This window comes from Lysobacter enzymogenes (assembly GCF_900106525.1).
In the GTDB taxonomy this organism is placed as follows: domain Bacteria; phylum Pseudomonadota; class Gammaproteobacteria; order Xanthomonadales; family Xanthomonadaceae; genus Lysobacter; species Lysobacter enzymogenes.
The window spans coordinates 508,395-527,266 of sequence record NZ_FNOG01000004.1; the positions used below are offsets into that span (position 1 = coordinate 508,395).

An 18,872-nucleotide genomic window follows, 5' to 3' on the forward strand; every position below is an offset into this window, starting at 1 on the left:
GGGGCTTTCGCCCCTCCTGCGTCTGTTCCAGGCCGGCCCGGAGCGACGCTCCGGGCCGTAGCGCGCGCTCAGCGAGCGCCGTCGCTGCTGCCGGTGCGCTGCGTGCCGGTTTCGCCGGCCGGCGCATCGCCGCCCGCAGGCGCCGCCGCCATCGCCGAAGCGGCGCCGAAGCCGCTGGCCGGCGAGTACGACAGCAACAGGCCGAAGCTGGTGCCGGCGTCCAGGCCGCTGGCGTGCTGGCGGCGCAGCAGCAACGACAGGCGCCAGCGCCGCGCCAGTTCCATGTCCAGGCCCGCGCCGTAGCTCAGCGCGTTGTCGCCGTAGCTGCGCATACGCAGCAGGTAGTCGTTGGCGGCCGGCAGGATCACGTAGTTCAGGCGCACGTCGCTGCGGTCTTCCAGCGCCTGGCGGTACTCGATCGTCCAGTACGGGCGGAACACGTTGCCGCGCGTGGTCAGGATCGGGAAGCTGCCTTCCAGGCCGAGCGCGGCGCCGCTGTTTTCCACCGTCTGCGAGCCGTAGCTGAGGTCGTAGATGCCCAGCCCGGTTTCGCGGTAGCCGTCGAGCTTGGTGCGGCTGCCGTCGAGGCGGCCGTAACCGGTCAGCAGCACGCCGCCGGCGCTGGTGTGCTCGTAACCGGCGGTGAGCGTGCCGAACACCTGGTCGCCTTCGCGGTCGGCGCGGGCGATGGCGCCGGCGGTGGCGCTGAAGCGGCGGATGTCGAAGTCCAGCCGGCCCCAGCCGAGGATGCCGTCGACGAACCAGCGCTCGCTCGGCCGCCACAGGCCGTACAGCGACAACGCGCGCTGCTTGGCTTCCAGCTTGGAGCGGCCGTCGTCGAGGTCGGTGTCGTTCCAGCCGAAGCCGCCGGCGACGCCGAGCAGGAAGCGCTCGCCCATGCGCCAGTCGGCGCCGACGGTGACGCCGTCGCTCTGGAAGTCGAAGCCGTCGCTGCGCGCGTTGCGGTCGCGCTGGCCGCTGCTGACAGTGCCGGCGGTCCACACGCCCCAGCCCTGCGGCAGGCGCGAGCCGTCGATCTGCGCGATCTGCTCGCCGCTCAGCGACATCCCGCCGCCCGAGCGGCTGTTCACGCTCAGCGCCAGGCCGTTGCTGGAACGGTTGGCGCCGGCGTAACGCTGCTGGCGCAGGCGGTCGTTGATGTTGGACTGCTGCGCGGCGGCGAAGCGCACGCTGGCGTCGGCCTGCGCCTGCAGGCCGCCGACCACGCTGGGATCGCGGGTCGGGTCGGGCCGGTCGGCGACGGTCAGCACCAGGCTGACGCTGCCCTGCAGATAGTTCGGCGTCGCCGCCTGGGTCGCGGTCAACGTCGCCGTGCCGGGGCCGACGATGGTCACGCGGCGTCCGCTCACCGTCGCCACCGAGGTGTTCGAGCTGGCGAAGGTGAAGGCGCCGCTGCTGTTGCTGCTCGGGTTCGGCAGGTCGAACGCGGCTTCGCCGAGGGTCTTGGCGAGGTCGCCGATCCACGACAGCGTCGGCGTCGCGCCGCCGATCACCACCTGCAGCGCGACTTGCGGCGCGGCGGTGTAGCTGACGTTGCCGGCCTGGTCCGCGGTCAGCGAACAAGTGCCCGCGGCGAGCATCGCCACGGTGCTGCCGCTGACCGTGCACACCGCCGGCGAGGCGCTGGCGAACGTGACCGGATTGCCCGAGGCGCCGCCGTTGGCCGAGACCGCGAAGCTGCCGCCCGGCGTGTACACCGGCGTCGCCGGATTCGCGGCGAAGTTGCTGATCGCCTGCGCCGCGGCGCCGATGGTCACGTTCAACGACACCTGCGCGGCGGCGCTGTAGTTGCTGTCGCCGGCCTGGTTCGCGGTCAAGCCGCAGGTGCCCGCGCTGAGCATGGTCACGCTGCTGCCGCTGACCGTGCACACCGCGGCGGTGGTGCTGGCGAACACCACCGGGCTGGTCGAGGCGCCCGGCGTGGCCGAAACCGCGAAGCTGCCGCCGGCGGCGAACACCGGCGCGGCCGGATTGGCGGCGAAACCGGTGATGGTCTGCGCGGCCAGGCCGATGGCGACGTTCAAGTTCACCTGCGGCGAAGCGCTGTAGTTGCCGTCGCCGGCCTGGTTCGCGGTCAGCGCGCAGTTGCCCGCGCCGAGCATCGACACGGTGTTGCCGGCGACGGTGCACAGCGCCGGCGTGGTGCTGGCGAATACCACCGGGCTGGTCGACAGGCCCGGCGTGGCCGACACGGTGAAGCTGCCGCCCGGCGCGTACACCGGCGCGGCGGGGTTGGCGGCGAAGTTGCTGATCGACTGGGTCGCCGCGCCGATGGTCACGTTCAAGCTCGCCTGCGGCGCGGCGGCGTAGTTGCCGTTGCCGGCCTGATCGGCGGTGAGCGCGCAGGTGCCGGCGCTGTGGATGGTCGCGGTGTTGCCGCTGAGCGTGCACACGCTGGCGCTGGTGCTGGCGAAGGTCACCGGATTGCCCGAGGCGCCGCCCGTAGCGGAAACGGTGAAGGTGCCGCCCGGCGAATACACCGGCGCGGCCGGGTTGGCGGCGAAGGCGGAGATCGCCTGCGCGGCCTGGCCGATGGTCACGTTCAAGTTCGCCTGCGGCGCGGCGCTGTAATTGGCGTTGCCGGCCTGGTTGGCGGTCAGCCCGCACGCGCCTGCGGCGAGCATGGTGACGGTGCTGCCTGCGACCGTGCACACCGCCGGCGTGGTGCTGGCGAACACCACCGGGTTGCCCGAGGCGCCGCCGCTGGCCGACACAGTGAACGCGCCGCCCGGCGCATAGGTCGGCGCGGCCGGATTGGCGGCGAACGCGGTGATGGCCTGCGTCCCCTGGGCGATGACCAGGGTGTAGGCGCGGGTGCCGCTGAAGCCGTTGTTGGCGGTGGCCTGGGCGGTGAAGTTGAACGAGCCCGCCGCGGTCGGCGTGCCGCTCAGCGTGCCTGCGCCCGACAGGGTCAGCCCGGCCGGCAAGGCGCCGGCGCTGATCGCGAAGGTGTAAGGCGCGACGCCGCCGTTGCCGCTGCTGGCGCTGAGCGTCTGCGAATACGCGGTGGCGAGCGCGCCGTTGGGCAAGGTCGCCGGCGCGATCGCGACCGTCACCGTGGTGCAGGTCAGCGCGACGTTGCTCACGTCCGCGGCGATCGCCGCGCCGCTGGCCGGCGCGACCGAACACAACTGCCCGGCCGGCGCGCTGAGCACGCTGACGTTCCAGTTCGCGCCCTGCGGCAAGCGGGTGGGGAAAACGAAGGTATTGGCGGCCTGGGCCACCACCACCTGCTGACTGCTGGCCGGATTGGTCGCCGCCAGTTGCAGGGTGACCGGGCCGGTCTGGCCGGCCGCGGTGCCGCCGACCGAATACTGCGGCGAGGCGAAGCAGATCAGCGCCGCGCCGTTGCCGGCCTGCACGCCGTTGTTGATCGACACCGCGGACAAGCCGGTCGCGCCCGAGCTGCCGCCCGCGCCGCCGCCGCCGCCGCCGTTCCAGTTCTGCTGGCAGCCGGTGGTGCCCACGCCCGCTCCGCCGCCGCCCGCGCCGACCGTGGCGCCGCCGCCGCCGCCGCCGCCGAAGCCGGCGCCTACGAACGAACCGGAGAAGTTGAACGAGCTACCGCCGTTGCCGTTGGCCGCGTTGCCGGCCGTGGCCGGGAAGCTGCCGCAACCAGCGCCGCCGGCGCCGCCGGTACCGACGCTGCCGCCACCGCCGCCGAACGGGCCGGGGCCGCCGGGCACGGTCGCGCCCGCGCCACCGGTGCCGCCGCCGCCGACGCCGCCGGCGCCGCCGGCGATCACGTTGGCGGTGCTCCAACCGGCGTTGCCGCCGCCACCGCCGCCGCCGGCGATGGCGACGCGGTTGCCGATGCCGTTGCCGCCGAGGCGCAGGTCGGTGCCGCCGCCGCCGATGCCGTCCACGCCCTGGCCGACGCCGCCGGGGTTGACCGCCTGCGAGCCCTGCCCGCCGACCCAGATCGACAAGGTCGCGCCCGGCGTCACCGCCAGGGTGCCGCGCACGCGTCCGCCGAGGCCGCCGGTGCCGCCGGGAGAATTGGGACTGCCGCCGATGGTGCCGGCGCCGCTGCGCCCGGCCCCGCCTTGCGCGCCGCTGAGGTACACGGTCAGCGATTGCACGCCGGACGGGACGGTCAAGACCTGCTCGCCGCCGGTGAAGCCGAACGCCGCCGGCGTCTCGCCGACCGCGCAGCTCTGCGCCTGGGCCGCGCCGGCCAGGCCCAGGCCCGGCAGCAGCAGCCAACCCCACCACGCGGCGCGACGCCGCCCCTGGCGTGCCCGCAGGCCCGCATCCAACGACGCGCCCGCGCGCTTCGTCCCACCCATCGAACCGATCATGTTGTCCCCTGACGGGCCGCTGCTCAGCGGCGCCCGTTGCCGGACCGCGGTGTGCGGCCCTGCCATCCCGATCCCCTGACGACGCCAGCCCCTGGCGCGCCCCGATTGCGAGCCGGGCGCAGCGCCCGGTTCGCTTACGTCCACGGCCGTCGCTGAAGCGGCCGTCCGGACGTCACTGCGGCCTGGAATCCCAGGCTTCTTTCCCCGTTAACGCGGAATAAGCGCAATTCAGGCCACTTATTCGAACTCCTTGTACGCATTATTCATGCTTAAAAACATCATCGGAGCGACGCGCGGCCACATCGACCGACCATCGGTAGATGCAGGGGCCGTGCAAGGCGGACGCGCGCCCGCAGCGCCCGGCGCAGGCGCCGAAATCGCACAGGCCTGGGCTAAAGTGGCGCCCGCGGCGCCGCTGCGCGCGCCGGACCACAGGGGATCACCGATGAAACGTCCGCTCATCCGGCTGCTGGCGCTGGCGCCGTTGCTGTGGCTGTGCACGGCCAGCCACGCCCAGACCCGCGCCGAGCCGGGGCTGCAACGGGTGGTGGCCTACTTCCTCGACGTGTTCTACGTCCGCCATGCCATGAACCAGAGCCTGGAACAGGGCGCCGCCGACGAACCCGAGCTTCGCGCCCTGATCGGCGGGGCGTTCGCGCAGTTCGACCCCGACGCGCTCGCCGGCCGGATCGCCGACGGCCTGGCGCCGTCGCTGCCGGCCGAGGACGCCCGCGCCTGCGCGGCCTTCGTCGACTCCGCCGACGGCGCCGCGCTGCGCGGCGCCAGCCGCAAGGCCGGCGTCCCCGACCGGCTGGTGGCCGAGCTCGAAGCGCTGCCGCAAGCGCAACAGCAGGCGGTCATCGCCTTCCTGTCGTCGGACTGCAGCAAGCGCGTGCAGGCCTTCATGGTCTCGGCGCAGGGCAAGCAGATCACCGGCGACTACGGCAAGTACCTGACCTGCGACTACATCGCGCGCAACGACGCCGCCAAGCTGAAGATCCTCAAGCAACACGGGCAGTGCCCGCAGCACTGAACCGGCTCCGACCGGAACCGACGAACGCCCGGCCGCCACGCGGCCGGCGCTGCGCGCAGCGGCCCGGCGACCGCTTCGCCGGCCCGCGCACCCGCCCGCACGCGGGCGCGGCAACACGCGCAACCCCAGCGGCCTCACCCGCACAACCATCGCCCCTGCCGTGAAAGCGCCCCCCTGGCTACAATAGGGCGATGGCGTGGTGTCGCGTCCCGTGATGCACGGGCTCGGTTCCGGAACCGCCCGGCTCCCGGAGAACCCGTATAAGCCATTGATTTCAAAGCCGGCCCCGTAGCTCAGCTGGATAGAGCATCCCCCTCCTAAGGGGAAGGTCACACGTTCGAATCGTGTCGGGGTCGCCACCTTCCGGCGCGACGCGCCGCCGCCATTGCGGCCCGCGCGTCGCCGTCGCAACCAGTTCAATCCGTTCGCCACGCCCCCCGGCGTGCCACCACATGGAGCTTTCGGTATGACCCACCCCGTTCTCGCCGCCCTGGGACTCAAAGACAACGAGTCCGGCACCTACCTCGGCCACGGCGAATGGTCCAAGACCGCCGACGCCGGCGTGCTGGAACCCGTCAACCCCAGCGACGGCGAAGTGCTGGCGCGCGTGCAGGCGTCCTCGCAGGCCGACTACGAGATCATCCTCGCCCGCGCCCAGGCCGCCTTCGCGGTGTGGCGCACCACCCCGGCGCCGCGCCGCGGCGAAGCGATCCGCCTGTGCAGCGACGCGCTGCGCAAGCACAAGGACGCGCTGGGCTCGCTGGTCGCGCTGGAAATGGGCAAGTCCAAGCCCGAGGGCGACGGCGAAGTGCAGGAGATGATCGACATCGGCGATTTCGCCGTCGGTCTGTCGCGCCAGCTCTACGGCCTGACCATGCACTCCGAGCGTCCCGGCCACCGCATGTACGAGCAGTGGCACCCGCTGGGCATCGTCGGCATCATCTCGGCGTTCAATTTCCCGGTCGCGGTGTGGGCCTGGAACAGCTTCATCGCGGCGATCTGCGGCGACATTTCGATCTGGAAGCCCTCGCCCAAGACCCCGCTGTCGGCGATCGCGTCGATGAAGATCTGCAACGAGGCGCTGCGCGCCGGCGGCTTCCCCGACCTGTTCTTCCTGTTCAACGACGCCGGCACCGAGCTGGCCTCGAACTTCGTCGACGACAAGCGCGTCGGCCTGGTGAGCTTCACCGGTTCGACCAAGGTCGGCCGCCACGTGGGCGAGCGCGTCGCCCGCCGCATGGGCCGTTCGCTGCTGGAACTGGGCGGCAACAACGCGATCATCGTCGACGCCAGCGCCGACCTGAAGCTGGCGATCCCGGCCATCGCGTTCGGCGCGGTCGGCACCGCCGGCCAGCGCTGCACCACCACGCGTCGCCTGTTCGTGCACGAGTCGATCTTCGACGACGTGCTGGCCAAGCTGGTCGCCGCGTACAAGCAGGTCGAGAAGAAGATCGGCGACCCGACCGACCCGGCCAACCTGATGGGCCCGCTCAACAGCCAGGACGGCGTGCAGGCGTACCTGGACGCCATCGCCAAGGCCAAGGCCTCCGGCGGCAAGGTCGAGACCGGCGGCGAGCGCATCGACCGCAAGGGCAACTTCGTGCTGCCGGCGATCGTCACTGGCCTGACCAACGACGCCGAAGTCGTGCAGACCGAAACCTTCGCGCCGATCCTGTACGTGATGAAGTTCAGCACGCTCGATGAAGCCATCGCGCTGCAGAACGACGTGCCGCAGGGCCTGTCCTCGTCGATCTTCACCGCCAACCTCAAGGCGGCCGAAGCGTTCCTGTCGGCGGCCGGCTCGGATTGCGGCATCGCCAACGTCAACATCGGCACCTCCGGCGCCGAGATCGGCGGCGCGTTCGGCGGCGAGAAGGAAACCGGCGGCGGCCGCGAGTCGGGTTCGGACGCGTGGCGCGCGTACATGCGCCGCCAGACCAACACCATCAACTACTCCGACGCGCTGCCGCTGGCCCAGGGCATCAAGTTCGATCTGTAATGCGATAGCGCGCCGCAACGCGGCGCAAGGCAATCGCGACTGCGGGGCGGCCGGCGACGGCCGCCCCGTTGCGTTTGGCGTCGTTGTGTTCGGAATCTTCGCGTTCGGCGTCGTTGCGTTCGAAGTCGCGCCCGCCGTCGGCGCACGATGTCGCATCGCCGCGGCGAAGGCTGCGGGAGCCCGCCGCGTACCGTCGGAAAACGCGGCATTGGCAGCGCCCGGCATCGCCGCGCGATGCCGCACCGCAGCGAGCGCTGCGTTCTGTGATCCCCCGCGTGAATTCCGCCGCGGCCGCACATGACCCGGACGCCTGCGCGCGCCTAGCATCGACGGGCCAGATGGACTGGCGACAGGAAAAGGAGCGTTCGCGATGTCACGCCGCATGTTCCGTTTGACCGCAGTGGCCCTGGGCGTATTCGGTTTTTCCGCCGCGCTGACCGCGTCGGCCGGCCTGCCGAACTGCGACTACTGCCTGCAGGGCTATTACCAATGTCGGGACAACACCCCCGACGCGCAGCCCAGCTGCATGGACCAGTTGTTCCAGTGCCAGATCGACAATCGCTGCGAGCCGACCTTCCCGCCGGACTGAGTCCGCGCACGATCGGCGACGCGACGGCCTGCGGATGCGAATCCGCGGGCCGTTCGCGCTGGCGTCGCGCCGCGCTGAGCAGTGCGCGCCAGCGCTGCGCGCGACGTGCGCGGACCGCGACGCCGATGCCGATACCGCCGCATCCGCGCGCCTAGGATGGCCGGGCCAGAAGGACTGGCGACACATGAGTGAAGCTTGTGGACACACGGAACCGTCGCATCCGCCCGCGCCTGATCGCCTTCGCCGTGGCCGCGTTCGGCCTGGGCGCCGCGCTCGCCGCCAGCGCCGAGCCGCCGCAATGCCTGCACTGCGTGCAGGACTACTACTACTGCCGCGACCACAGCGGCAACGACTACGGCACCTGCTCGAACCAATTCATGAACTGCCAGATGGACGGCGGCTGCCCGGTCGGCCTGCCGCCGTTCTGAGCCCGGCGCGCCGCTGCGCGCGCGCAGCCGGGCTTGCCGCTTCACCACTGCCGACTCGATCACGACCAAGGAGGTCTCATGAACACCCGCCGCATCCGCCCGCGCCTGGTCGCGCTGGCCCTCGCCATGTTCGGCTTCGCCGCCGCGCTGACCGCCACCGCCGGCGTGCCGCGTTGCGATCAATGCCTGGATCAGTACTACGCCTGCCGCAATGCCGGCGGCGATTACGACGGCTGCCTCAATGAGTTCTGGGCCTGCGAACGCGCCAACGGCTGCCCGCTGAGCTTTCCGCCGGAAATCTGATCCGCGACCGCAGCGCCGTCGGCCCGCGCGCACGCGTGCGCGGGCCGGCGGCGCGATTGCGCGCGCGCCGCCGCGTCGCATCCGCCGACCGAAATCGCCATCCGCAACGATGCGCCGATCGCACGAAGCATCCGCACGTTCGTGCATCCGCGTTGCATCGCCGCAACAGGCAATCGCCCTCGCCCGGCCGCATGCGCGGACCGCGACGCCGATGCCAATCCCGCGCGCGCCGCCGCCCTAGCATGGCCCTCCACCACACACCGCCGGCTCGCCAGGGAATGCCCGTCATGACAAGGAATCGTTCAGCACGCCTCGCCGCCATCGCCTGCGGCGCGTTCGGCTTCGCCCTCGCCCTAAGCGCCAGCGCCGGCATCGCCCAGTGCGACCATTGCCTGCGCGATTACTGGCTGTGCGAGGAAAACCAGCCCGATGCGCAGCCCAGTTGCCTGCAGCAGTACTTCGACTGCCAGACCGCCAACGGCTGCGAAGCGACGTTCCCGCCGGGCTGACGGCGCGCGCACCGCAGCGACCGCTGTCAGCCACGCGCGTTTTCGCGCTGGATTCCTAACCACGTTACGCCATCGCGCACGCAACGACCGCCGCCACGCATCGACTGAGCAACAACGCGACGGCAGCGACGAACGCATCGACCGCATGCGCCGAACATCGCCACGCTTGATGTTGTGGCGACTCACCCAGGACGACTCACCAAGGAGGTTCCATGCCCGCACGCCACCGCCGTTTCCATCTGCGCCTGGGCGCGCTCGCCGTCGCCGCGTTCGGCTTCGCCGCCGCGCTGACCGCGACCGCCGCCGTCCCGGACTGCGCGCAATGCATGACCGGCTACTACGATTGCCGCGCCGCCGGCTACGACGCCGATTCCTGCCGCAACGACTTGTTCTTCTGCCAACGCGTCAACCGCTGCCCGCTGGAAGAGCCGCCGGAAATCTGAACTGCGCAAGCATCCGCGCAGACGGCGCGCCGTCTGCGCGGACCGCGACGCAGTCGGCGTTGCGCCGGCTCGCGCCGCCCTAGCATGAGCGGGCCAGATGGACTGGCGACACATGAAGGAGGGTCTTGTGAACACACGGAACCGTAGCATCCGCCTGCGCCTGGGCGCGGCCGCACTGGCCGCGTTCGGCTTCGCCGCGACGATGACGGCCACCGCCGCCGGCTTCGGCTGCGATCATTGCGAAGGCCAGTATTACGCCTGCCGCTCGGCCGGCGGCGAATACGAAACCTGCGCCAACGACTTCTGGAACTGCCAGACGTCCAACGGCTGCATGATCAGCCTGCCGCCGGATTTCTGATCCGGCGCCGGCGACGCGTGTTGTCGCCCAGGCCCGCGGACGCGAGTCCGCGGGCTTTTTCGTCGCTGCGCTGCGCGCGGCATCGACGCCGGCATGGCGCGAGGCCCACGCGAACTCGATGCGCCTGCGACTCGTCGCGCCGCCGCGTTGGCCCAAGCGCGGCCGCCGCCGTATGCTGTGACCGGTTTCACTCAAGCGAAGGACTGTCCGCATGCAAGCACCCATCCGCCAGACCAGCGGCCTGGCGATCTTCAGCCTCATCGCCGGCGTGCTCGGCTGGACCTTGTTGCCGTTCCTGGGCAGCCTGGCGGCGATCGTCAGCGGGCATATGGCGCGCGGGCAGATCCGCCGCGCACCCGACCGCCTCGACGGCGACGGCCTGGCCATCGCCGGCCTGGTCCTGGGCTGGGCCTCGGTCATCATCGCCATCCTCAGCGTGATCGTGTTCGTGGTTTTCTTCGGCGGCCTGGCCGTGGTCCTGGCCTTCCTCGCCCAGCAGCACTGAGCCTGCGCGCGGCATGCTGCGCCGCGGCTTGCCGCGCGCGGCCGGCGGCCTCTAGCGTGGCCCGGCCAGAAGGACTGGCGCCACGCACAGGACGCAACACCATGGAACTGCATTCGTTCAAGGCCGGTTCGCGCCGCACCGGCCTGGCGGCGCTCGCCGTCGCCGTATTCGGATTCGCCGCATCGCTGACCGCCTCGGCCCAGATCGATCAATGCCAGCGCTGCCAGTACGTCCTCGACGACTGCCTGCTGCACGCCGAGACCCAAGGCCAGACCCGGGCCTGCGAGAACGCCTACGCCCAGTGCATGAGCACCATCGACTGCCCGGCGCCGGAAGCCTGAGCCCCGCCGCGCCGGCTGCGGCCGGCGCGGTTCCCGGCCGCGGCCTCTCGCCGCCCGCCGCCGGACTGCGGCCGAATCGCGGCCGAATCGCGGCCGAAGCACCGCCGCCGCACCGGCATACCAAGGATCTGCGTACAAGCCGTTCGCTCGCGCTCGCCCGAGCGGTATCGATTGGGCGATAATCGGCCTCCCCCCGCCCGAGCCGTCCGCGCCGAACTCGTGTATAGCCTCGCCCGACCCTTCCTCTTCGGACTGGACGCAGAACGAGCCCACGGCCTTGGCCTGACGGCGCTGGAAACCGCCTACCGCAGCGGCCTCAACCCGCTGGTGGCGCGCGCGCCCAAGCCGTTGCCGACCAAGACCCTCGGCCTGACCTTCCCCAATCCCGTCGGCCTCGCCGCCGGCCTGGACAAGAACGGCGCCCACATCGACGCCTTGCTGGCGCTGGGCTTCGGCTTCGTCGAAGTCGGCACCGTCACCCCGCGTCCGCAGCAGGGCAACCCGCGTCCGCGCATGTTCCGCCTGCCCGAGCAGCAGGCGGTGATCAACCGCCTGGGCTTCAACAACGAAGGCGTCGACGCGCTGGTGCGCAACGTGTCCAAGGCGCGCCGCCGCGGCGACGGCCTGCTCGGCATCAACATCGGCAAAAACAAGGACACGCCGAACGAGAGCGCCGAGAACGACTATCTGTACTGCCTGGAGCGGGTCTATCCGCTGGCCGACTACGTCACCGTCAACATCTCCTCGCCCAACACCGCCGGCCTGCGCGAGCTGCAGGAAGAGCAGTCGCTGCGCCGCCTGATCGGCACCCTGCGCGAGGCGCAGGAGAAGTTCGCCGCGCGCGAGGGCCGGCGCGCGCCGATGCTGGTCAAGATCGCGCCGGACCTGTCCGACGACGACATCGAGGCCGCCAGCCGGGTGCTCAGCGAACTGCAGGTCGACGGCGTCATCGCCACCAACACCACGGTCGCGCGCGAAGGCGTCGAAGGCAGCCCGCACTCGGGCGAAGCCGGCGGCCTGTCGGGCCGGCCGCTGCTGGCCCAGGCCACCGCGGTGCTGCGCAAAATGCGCACGCGCCTGCCCGAGACCATTCCCATGATCGGCGTCGGCGGCATCCTCGGCGGCGCCGACGCGGCCGCCAAGATGGCCGCCGGCGCGAGCCTGGTGCAGGTCTATTCGGGCCTGGTCTACCGCGGCCCGGCGCTGATCGGCGAATGCGTGGACGCGATCCGCCGGCGCAAGGAAGCCCCCAGCCGCGGCCACGTGCCGCCGCAGATTTGAACGCCTTGCTGTCGACCGCCCGCGCCCGAACCGCCGCCATTCCACGCCTTTCCGCCATCGCCAAGCCGCCGCGCGCATGAATCCGAACGTCCGCATCGTGCGCGATGCGCCGCTGCAAACCCGCAACACCTTCGGCGTCGCCGCGCGCGCGCCGTGGCTGGTGTCCGTCGACGACGCCGCGGCCCTGCCCGAGGCGCTGGCCGCCGCGCCGCTGCGCGAGGGCTTCGCCCTGGCCATCGGCGGCGGCAGCAACCTGCTGTTCGCCGGCGATCCCGACGGCGCCGTGCTCGAACTCAGCGGCCGCCAGGTGCGCGTGCTCGAAGACGACGGCGAGCGCGCGATCGTGCGCGCCGACGCCGGCACGGTCTGGCACGGCTTCGTCATGCAGACCTTGGCCGCGGGCTACGCCGGGTTAGAAAACCTGGCGCTGATCCCCGGCACCGTCGGCGCCTCGCCGATCCAGAACATCGGCGCCTACGGCGTGGAAGTGCGCGAGTTCGTGCACGCGGTGGAAGCCTTCGAGCCGGCCAGCGGCCAGTGGCGCCGCTTCGACAACGCCGCCTGCGCCTTCGCCTACCGCGACAGCCTGTTCAAGCGCGAGGCCGACCGTTACCTCATCACCGCGGTCGAATTCGCGCTGCCGCGCCGCGCCGCGCCCAAGCTCGACTACGCCGGCATCGGCGAGGAGCTGGCCGCGCGCGGCATCGCCGCGCCGACGCCGCTGGACGTGGCCGAGGCGGTGATCGCGATCCGCCAACGCAAGCTGCCCGACCCGGCCGTGCTCGGCAACGCCGGCAGCTTCTTCAAGAACCCCATCGTGCCCGCGGCGCAGGCCGAGGCCTTGCTGGCCCAGCACCCGGCGCTGCCGGTGTTCCGCGGCGACCGCGCCGACACGCGCAAGCTGTCGGCGGCGTGGCTGATCGACGGCTGCGGCTGGAAAGGCCATCGCGACGGCGACGCCGGCGTGTCCGCCGCGCACGCGCTGGTGCTGGTCAACCACGGCGGTGCCAGCGGCGCGCAACTGCTCGATCTGGCCCGCCGCATCGCCGAGTCGGTGCGCGAGCGCTTCGGGGTGGCGATCGAACCCGAGCCGCGCATCGTCGGCGCGCGCTGGTGAGCGCCGGCGCGCCCGCCGCGACGCCCGCACCGACGCAACCCATGCGCGCCGCCGGCCTGATGCTGGCGAGCACGCTGAGCTTCGGCGTCATGGCCATCGCCATTCGCCTGGCCTCGCAATCGCTGCACACCTTCGAGGTCGCGTTCTTCCGCAACCTGTTCGGGCTGATGGCGGTGCTGCCGCTGCTGCTGAGCGCGCGCCGCGCCGAACTGCGCACGCACCAGTTGCCCAAGTACTTCGTGCGCTGCGCGATCGGCATCGTGTCGATGCTGTGCGGGTTCTGGGCGATCGGCCACCTGCCGTTGGCGCAGGCGATCTCGCTGACCTACTCCACCCCGATCTTCGTCACCATCGCCGCGGCGGTGTTCCTGCACGAACAGGTGCGCGCGCGGCGCTGGGCGGCGGTCGCGGCCGGCTTTCTCGGCGTGTTGGTGATCGTGCGGCCGGGCTCGAGCGAATTCTCCATCGACAGCCTCGCCGCGCTGGCCGCGGCGGTGCTCGGCGGGGTGATCTCGATCCAGATCAAGCAGCTGTCGAAGATCGATTCGGCCAACACCATCGTGCTGTACACCTACGCGTTCTGGGTGCCGATGTCGCTGTTGCCGGCGTTGTTCGTCTGGCAATGGCCGCAGGGCATCGCCTGGGTCTGGATCGTCGCCGCCGGCGTGTTCGGCACCGGCGGGCAGGTGCTGTGGACGCATGCGCTCAAGCTCGGCGAAGTCTCGGCGCTGACGCCGATCAGCTTCGTGCAACTGCCGCTGGTGTCGATCGCCGGCTGGCTGTGGTTCAACGAGAGCCTGGACCGCTACACCGTGATCGGCGCGGCGATCATCCTCGGTTCGAACGCGTATATCGCCCATCGCGAGGCGTTGCTGGCGCGCAAGCGCGCTTCGGCCGCGGCGACGGCGGGGGCGGCGCCGGGGGAATAGGCGGTTGCATCGTAGGTGTGTTGGCGCGGTCGCGGCTCGCGCCGCTCCTACAGCGGCTTCGGCGGCCACGTATCCGACTGTAGGAGCGGCGCAAGCCGCGACCGCGCCAACACACCTGCGGCGAAACCTCCGCATCGCAGCGCCACGCCCACCGCCGAAATCATCGATGCCGGTCACATGGTGCAGCGCACGAACCCACCGCGCCGCCGACCGGCCCGCAGCCGCCGCAGCGGGGCAATAACGGCCACCTGCGGCCACATTCGCGGCCAATCTCGCCCCGCACCGGAAAACCCGGCCGCCGCCGATTGACCCTGCCCCTGCCCCGACGTTATCCAGACGCTGCAGTACGGAGAGGAACCGGCCGCGCGCACGCCCTAGCACGCGCCGGATGCGCGTTTCGCTCTGCCTTCATGACGATCACAGGAGAGGACTCATGGCCGCATTGAGCCGTTACGTCGCCGTCGCCCTGGTGGGCGGCGCCGTCGCGTTATCCAGCCTGCCCTCGCAGGCCGAACAGGGCGATTACGGATTTTTCCAGACGCTGCGCAACTTGGTCTCGCCGCCCAAGGCCGACAACAAGGTGCAGCCGCAACAACGCACCGGCCACTACCCGCTGCTGAGCCGCGACGCCGCGCGCGCCGACGGCTTCGACCCCGGCGCCTACTACCAATGGCAGACCGTGCAACTGCCGGCCGAAACCGGCGCCATCTGCGGCAACGGCTCACCGTACAAGATCTTCGTCAACCGCGTCCCCAACACCACCAACACCATCATCTACATGGAAGGCGGCGGCGCGTGCTGGGACTACGCCAGCTGCACCGGCGCCACCGGCGTGCGCGGCGCGCGCAATCCCAACGGCGTGCCCGACGACTACATGAAGCTGCTCAACCCCGGCGCCAGCCTGGTCAGCCCGTTCGTGACCCGGGTGAGCCCGTTCGATGCGGTCAAGACCCAGGGCTGGAACATGGTCTACGTGCCCTACTGCACCGGCGACATCTACAGCGGCGACAAGGTCGCGGTGTACGACGATCCCAGCGGGCAGAAGCCGCCGCTGGTGTGGCACCACAACGGCCTGCGCAACAGCCGCGCGGTCATCTCCTGGCTCAAGGACAACCTGCCGCGGCCGGGGCAGATGCTCAACACCGGTTGCAGCGCCGGCGGCGCCGGCAGCCTGATTTCCTACGACACCTTCCGCAGCAACATCGCGCCCACCCGCGGCTTCCTGATCGACGATTCCGGCCCGATCTTCCCGACCCCGAAGAACGGCAACCCGGCCGAGTATCCCTCGCAGCCGCTGATGACCAAGATCCGCGACGTCTGGGGCCTGGACGCGCCCAACGGCCCGCTGCAGTTCCTCGCCGCCGGCCTGCCGCAGATGGACCTCAACGAGCTCGGCTCGATCTATCCGGCGCTGTCGGCCAAGCACAGCGGCGACCGCCTCGGCCACACCCACTTCTGGCAGGACCTCAACTACTCCTCGTACTCCTACGAGCGTTTCCACGACGACATCGCCCAGGCGCCGAACCAGGCGGCGAAGGAAGCGCTGATCCACGCCAAGTGGGGCACCGACACCCAACGCCTGTCCGCGCGCCTCAACGGGCTGGACAACTTCGGCGGCTACTTCCCGCAGTACCGCGCGCTCAACGAGAGCCACTGCACCACCATCGTCGACTTCAAGAACGGCGACGTGCAGGCGCAGAACCTGCAGCTGAAGTCGTTCATCGACTCGGTGCTGGACGGCAACGGCAAGGTGCTCGACGCCAGCGAGAGCAGCGATGCGGCCGACAAGGCCAAGCCGTTCAATCTGCTGTACTGGCTGGTCGATCAGCTGATCTGAGCGGACCGACGGCATGAATCGCAACACCGTCATGCTGGGCCTGGCCCTGACCGTCGCGGCGTTGGCCGCGGCGGTCAGCCTGGGCTGGCGTCCCGCCGGCGCCGGCCGCGCTGCGGCCGCGCCGCTCGCGCAGGCTGGCACCGCCGCCGACGGCGGCGCCAACCTGCACGCGATGCTGGCCACGCCGCAGGGGCGGCAGTTCCAGCAGCGCCGGCAATTCCAGGACGAGGCCAAGCGGTTTTTCCGCGAAGCCAAGACCCTCGCGCCGGCCGAGCGCGAACGCCGCGCGCAGGCGCTGCAGGCGCAGATCGAACGCTACGAGCAGGCCGACGAATTGTCGGCCGGCGAAACCATGCTGCTGCGCGTCGGCCTGATCCAGGCCACCGTGCCCGACGAGGCGCAGCAGGCGCTGATGGTGCAGCGCCTGGCGCAGAGCTACAAAGCCCAGGCGCAGCAACGCGAGCAGGCCTGGGCGCAGCAGCAGGCGCACGATCCCAAGTTCCAGGCCTACAAGCGCAGCGAAGCGCAGATCGTGGCCGAGACGATGAAGATGCAGCGCTTTCCCGACGGGCTGAGCCGCGACGACTATCTGCGGCAACGCCTGCAGGCCGAGCGCGAGCGGATCTATCGCTGAGGCTGCGCCGGTTCCCTCAGCTCCGATGCTCTTGAGCTGTTGTGGGGGGGCCTTCAGGCCCGATGCTTTTCTTTCAGGTCGCTGCAGTCTGAAACAAGAGCTTCGGGCCTGAAGGCCCTCCCACAAGGGAAAGCGCAGCAGCGCTCAGCCCTCGTTCGCCAGCACTATCCGATTGCGCCCGTGCAGGTCCGTCGGCACTGATGCACTGAAGCTATTGTGGGAGGGCCTTCAGGCCCGAGGCTTTTCTTTCAGGTCACTGCGATCTGAACAAGAGCCTCGGGCCTGAAGGCCCTCCCACAAGGGCGCTCAGCCCTCGTCCGCCAGCACCACCCGATTGCGGCCGCCGCGCTTGGCCGCGTACAGCGCCTGGTCGGCGCGCGCGAACGTCGCCGCGCTGTCTTCGCCGGCGCGGCGGCCGGCCAGGCCGATGCTCACCGTCAGCGGCAATCCCAGCGGCAGGTTGGCGATGGCTTCGCGCACGAATTCGCATTGCACCAGCGCCTGATGCAGCGGCCCTTCGAACAGCATGAGGAATTCCTCGCCGCCGTAGCGCGCCACCCCGCTCGGCCCGGCCGAATACAGCCGCAGCGCGTCGGCGACCGCTTGCAGCACGCGGTCGCCCTCGGCGTGGCCGTGCACGTCGTTGATGGTCTTGAAGTGGTCGATGTCGAGCACCGCCACCTGCAGCAGCGCGGCGCTGTGGCTGCGCGCCACCGCCTGCTCCAGCGCCAGCGCGAACGCGCGCCGGTTGGGCAGGCCGGTCAGCACGTCGGTGCGGGTCAGTTCGGTCAGGTCGGCGTTGCTGGCTTCCAGCGCGGCGTGGCTGGCCTCCAGCTCGCCCTGGTATTGCAGCAGGCGGCGCTCGTACCAGTCGCTTTCCTGCAACTGCCGCGCCAGCGCGCCGCCGACCCGGCGCAGCTCCATCGCCCGCGAGGCCTGGCGCGACAGCGCGGTCAGCGCCTGCTGCTGGCGCGCCGGAAGTTCGCGCGGCTTGGTGTCGATCACGCACAAGGTGCCCAGCGCTTCGCCGTCGGGCGTCACCAGCGGCGCGCCGGCGTAGAAGCGGATGTTGGGATCGTCGACGACCAGCGGGTTGTCGGCGAAGCGCGCGTCGTCGCGCGCGTCGGGCACCACCAGGGTGCGGTCGGGGCTCAGGATCGCGTGCGCGCAGAACGCCAGTTCGCGCGGGGTCTGCTGCGCGGCCAGGCCGACGCGCGCCTTGAACCACTGGCGCTGTTCGTCGATCAGGCTGACCAGGGCGATCGGCACATCGCACACGGCCGCGGCGATCGCCACCAGGTCGTCGAAGTCGCGCTCCGGCGGCGTGTCGAGGATGTCGTAGCGGCGCAGCGCGTCCAGGCGCTGGGCTTCGTTGGCGGGCGTGTCGGGTTTTTGCACGGCGGTGTCGGGACGGTGACGGTCGCGGTGGAGAGGACGGTCGGCTTCCGAACGGTTCGGCTCGCGCGCGGCGCGGCGCGCAAGCGGCCCGGCTTACGGACGGCGCGGCCGGCTCCGGCAGTCTAGCAAGCGCGGGCGCCGCGTCCGCAAGCGGGCGCTTGAAGCCGGCCGCGTCAAGCCCCGGCGCGCGCGGATCGGGCAAGCGGCGATGGCGGTCACAAGCGCAGCGCGACGCGCGCCCGGCCGGGTTTCCTTCGCCTGCAATGTCGCGCCGATAGACTCCGGCGTGCACGCCGCGATACGGCGCGCAGCGACCAGCGAGGGAGGCAACGGGTGCAGGTGGAGACCAACGATTACGTCGAGCTCAAGCACGAGATTCTCGACGGCATGCGCAGCTACAGGGAGGACCTGGCCCAGGACGGCGCCGACGCCGGCTACGGCGAGGCCGAGATCGACGAATGCGAGCGCATCCTCGAACGCTTCCTGGCCAGCCTGCGCAACGCCGTCGCCGACGGCGAGCGCGTGCCCTCGCGCGCCGCGCTGGACCGCACCGCCCGCGCGGCGGTGGAGCAGACGGTGCGCGCGCTCAATGCGCTCAACGCGCGTTGCCGCTACAACCTGATCGAAACCGACCAGCGCGAAGGCCTGTGCGAGCTGATCCGCGGCGCCGTGGCCGAGATCGGCGCGCTGCGCGGCGAGGACGATCCGACGGAGGATTGGCGGGAGTGGTGAGGCGGGACTTCGCAGCCTTGTCGCGGTGAAGCCCTGGATGCCCGCCTTCGCGGGCATGACGATAGGCGGGTTTCGCGGTGAGTGGGTTTTGCCGCGAACCGGTTACGCTGCGAG

19 protein-coding genes and 1 tRNA gene are annotated in these 18,872 nt (G+C 71.1%); 18 read left to right on the forward strand and 2 right to left on the reverse strand.

From position 1 onward, the window contains the following. Nucleotides 1-68 precede the first annotated feature (68 nt). Nucleotides 69-4,310 carry an autotransporter domain-containing protein gene (locus BLU84_RS13115; protein WP_139174975.1) on the reverse strand — a complete coding sequence of 1,414 codons (4,242 nt, stop codon included), beginning with the start codon at nt 4,308-4,310 and terminating at the stop codon, nt 69-71. Nucleotides 4,311-4,767: 457 nt separating this feature from the next. Here BLU84_RS13115 and BLU84_RS13120 point away from each other — a divergent pair, with 457 nt between their 5' ends. The 17 genes from BLU84_RS13120 (at nt 4,768) to BLU84_RS28650 (ending at nt 16,720) form a co-directional block, all read left to right on the forward strand. Then, complete coding sequence (locus tag BLU84_RS13120; RefSeq protein ID WP_074867503.1) at nt 4,768-5,355, forward strand: hypothetical protein; 588 nt, start codon at nt 4,768-4,770, stop codon at nt 5,353-5,355. A 282-nt stretch (nt 5,356-5,637) separates the two neighbouring features. Then, nucleotides 5,638-5,714 (forward strand) — tRNA-Arg (locus BLU84_RS13125). 107 nt (nt 5,715-5,821) lie between these two features. Beyond that, nucleotides 5,822-7,354: an L-piperidine-6-carboxylate dehydrogenase gene (gene amaB / locus BLU84_RS13130; RefSeq protein WP_074867508.1), complete on the forward strand. Its 1,533-nt coding sequence runs from the start codon at nt 5,822-5,824 to the stop codon at nt 7,352-7,354. A 370-nt stretch (nt 7,355-7,724) separates the two neighbouring features. Beyond that, the gene (locus tag BLU84_RS13135; protein ID WP_139174976.1) at nt 7,725-7,943 is read left to right on the forward strand and encodes a hypothetical protein; all 219 of its coding nucleotides are present in this window, start codon (nt 7,725-7,727) and stop codon (nt 7,941-7,943) included. Between the two features lie 197 nt (nt 7,944-8,140). Continuing rightward, a complete protein-coding gene (locus tag BLU84_RS13140) occupies nt 8,141-8,371 on the forward strand; it encodes a hypothetical protein (protein WP_139174977.1) in 231 nt (76 codons plus the stop codon). 78 nt (nt 8,372-8,449) lie between these two features. Then, nucleotides 8,450-8,674 (forward strand): hypothetical protein, encoded by a 225-nt coding sequence (locus BLU84_RS13145; RefSeq protein WP_074867518.1) that lies wholly within the window; start codon nt 8,450-8,452, stop codon nt 8,672-8,674. A 287-nt stretch (nt 8,675-8,961) separates the two neighbouring features. Beyond that, nucleotides 8,962-9,183: a hypothetical protein gene (locus tag BLU84_RS13150; RefSeq protein WP_074867523.1), complete on the forward strand. Its 222-nt coding sequence runs from the start codon at nt 8,962-8,964 to the stop codon at nt 9,181-9,183. 212 nt (nt 9,184-9,395) lie between these two features. Next, a complete protein-coding gene (locus BLU84_RS13155; protein ID WP_074867526.1) occupies nt 9,396-9,626 on the forward strand; it encodes a hypothetical protein in 231 nt (76 codons plus the stop codon). 127 nt (nt 9,627-9,753) lie between these two features. Beyond that, entirely contained in the window at nt 9,754-9,984 is a 231-nt protein-coding gene (locus BLU84_RS13160; RefSeq protein WP_096379113.1) for a hypothetical protein, read from the forward strand. Between the two features lie 211 nt (nt 9,985-10,195). After that, nucleotides 10,196-10,489, forward strand: coding sequence for a DUF4190 domain-containing protein (locus BLU84_RS13165; protein ID WP_074867532.1), 294 nt, complete (start codon nt 10,196-10,198; stop codon nt 10,487-10,489). A 101-nt stretch (nt 10,490-10,590) separates the two neighbouring features. Next, a complete protein-coding gene (locus BLU84_RS13170; RefSeq protein WP_074867535.1) occupies nt 10,591-10,830 on the forward strand; it encodes a hypothetical protein in 240 nt (79 codons plus the stop codon). Between the two features lie 219 nt (nt 10,831-11,049). After that, nucleotides 11,050-12,111, forward strand: a complete 1,062-nt coding sequence (locus BLU84_RS13175; protein ID WP_074867538.1) for a quinone-dependent dihydroorotate dehydrogenase — start codon at nt 11,050-11,052, stop codon at nt 12,109-12,111. 76 nt (nt 12,112-12,187) lie between these two features. Continuing rightward, nucleotides 12,188-13,228, forward strand: coding sequence for a UDP-N-acetylmuramate dehydrogenase (gene murB, locus BLU84_RS13180; RefSeq protein WP_074867540.1), 1,041 nt, complete (start codon nt 12,188-12,190; stop codon nt 13,226-13,228). Between the two features lie 41 nt (nt 13,229-13,269). Next, nucleotides 13,270-14,157, forward strand: coding sequence for a DMT family transporter (locus BLU84_RS13185; RefSeq protein WP_074867543.1), 888 nt, complete (start codon nt 13,270-13,272; stop codon nt 14,155-14,157). A gap of 433 nt (nt 14,158-14,590) precedes the next feature. After that, complete coding sequence (locus tag BLU84_RS13190; RefSeq protein ID WP_074867546.1) at nt 14,591-15,994, forward strand: pectin acetylesterase-family hydrolase; 1,404 nt, start codon at nt 14,591-14,593, stop codon at nt 15,992-15,994. Between the two features lie 13 nt (nt 15,995-16,007). After that, nucleotides 16,008-16,628 (forward strand): hypothetical protein, encoded by a 621-nt coding sequence (locus BLU84_RS13195; protein ID WP_074867549.1) that lies wholly within the window; start codon nt 16,008-16,010, stop codon nt 16,626-16,628. A gap of 41 nt (nt 16,629-16,669) precedes the next feature. Beyond that, on the forward strand, nt 16,670-16,720 hold the full coding sequence (locus tag BLU84_RS28650; RefSeq protein WP_425479383.1) for a DUF6053 domain-containing protein: 51 nt from the start codon (nt 16,670-16,672) through the stop codon (nt 16,718-16,720). Between the two features lie 214 nt (nt 16,721-16,934). Here BLU84_RS28650 and BLU84_RS13200 read toward each other — a convergent pair whose 3' ends face one another. Continuing rightward, nucleotides 16,935-18,026 (reverse strand): GGDEF domain-containing protein, encoded by a 1,092-nt coding sequence (locus tag BLU84_RS13200; RefSeq protein WP_074867552.1) that lies wholly within the window; start codon nt 18,024-18,026, stop codon nt 16,935-16,937. 333 nt (nt 18,027-18,359) lie between these two features. Between BLU84_RS13200 and BLU84_RS13205 the strand changes: the two genes are divergently transcribed. Next, nucleotides 18,360-18,758, forward strand: coding sequence for a hypothetical protein (locus BLU84_RS13205; protein WP_074867555.1), 399 nt, complete (start codon nt 18,360-18,362; stop codon nt 18,756-18,758). The last annotated feature ends 114 nt before the right edge of the window (nt 18,759-18,872 follow it).

Bases quoted from the DNA above. Each gene is read 5' to 3' on its own strand.
- BLU84_RS13135 (WP_139174976.1), top strand. From the start codon at position 7,725: ATGTCACGCCGCATGTTCCGTTTGACCGCAGTGGCCCTGGGCGTATTC.
- BLU84_RS13150 (WP_074867523.1), top strand. From the start codon at position 8,962: ATGACAAGGAATCGTTCAGCACGCCTCGCCGCCATCGCCTGCGGCGCG.
- BLU84_RS13190 (WP_074867546.1), top strand. From the start codon at position 14,591: ATGGCCGCATTGAGCCGTTACGTCGCCGTCGCCCTGGTGGGCGGCGCC.
- BLU84_RS13145 (WP_074867518.1), top strand. From the start codon at position 8,450: ATGAACACCCGCCGCATCCGCCCGCGCCTGGTCGCGCTGGCCCTCGCC.
- murB (WP_074867540.1), top strand. From the start codon at position 12,188: ATGAATCCGAACGTCCGCATCGTGCGCGATGCGCCGCTGCAAACCCGC.
- amaB (WP_074867508.1), top strand. From the start codon at position 5,822: ATGACCCACCCCGTTCTCGCCGCCCTGGGACTCAAAGACAACGAGTCC.
- BLU84_RS13185 (WP_074867543.1), top strand. From the start codon at position 13,270: ATGCGCGCCGCCGGCCTGATGCTGGCGAGCACGCTGAGCTTCGGCGTC.
- BLU84_RS13170 (WP_074867535.1), top strand. From the start codon at position 10,591: ATGGAACTGCATTCGTTCAAGGCCGGTTCGCGCCGCACCGGCCTGGCG.
- BLU84_RS13165 (WP_074867532.1), top strand. From the start codon at position 10,196: ATGCAAGCACCCATCCGCCAGACCAGCGGCCTGGCGATCTTCAGCCTC.
- BLU84_RS13115 (WP_139174975.1), bottom strand. From the start codon at position 4,310: ATGGGTGGGACGAAGCGCGCGGGCGCGTCGTTGGATGCGGGCCTGCGG.
- BLU84_RS13195 (WP_074867549.1), top strand. From the start codon at position 16,008: ATGAATCGCAACACCGTCATGCTGGGCCTGGCCCTGACCGTCGCGGCG.
- BLU84_RS13120 (WP_074867503.1), top strand. From the start codon at position 4,768: ATGAAACGTCCGCTCATCCGGCTGCTGGCGCTGGCGCCGTTGCTGTGG.
- BLU84_RS13155 (WP_074867526.1), top strand. From the start codon at position 9,396: ATGCCCGCACGCCACCGCCGTTTCCATCTGCGCCTGGGCGCGCTCGCC.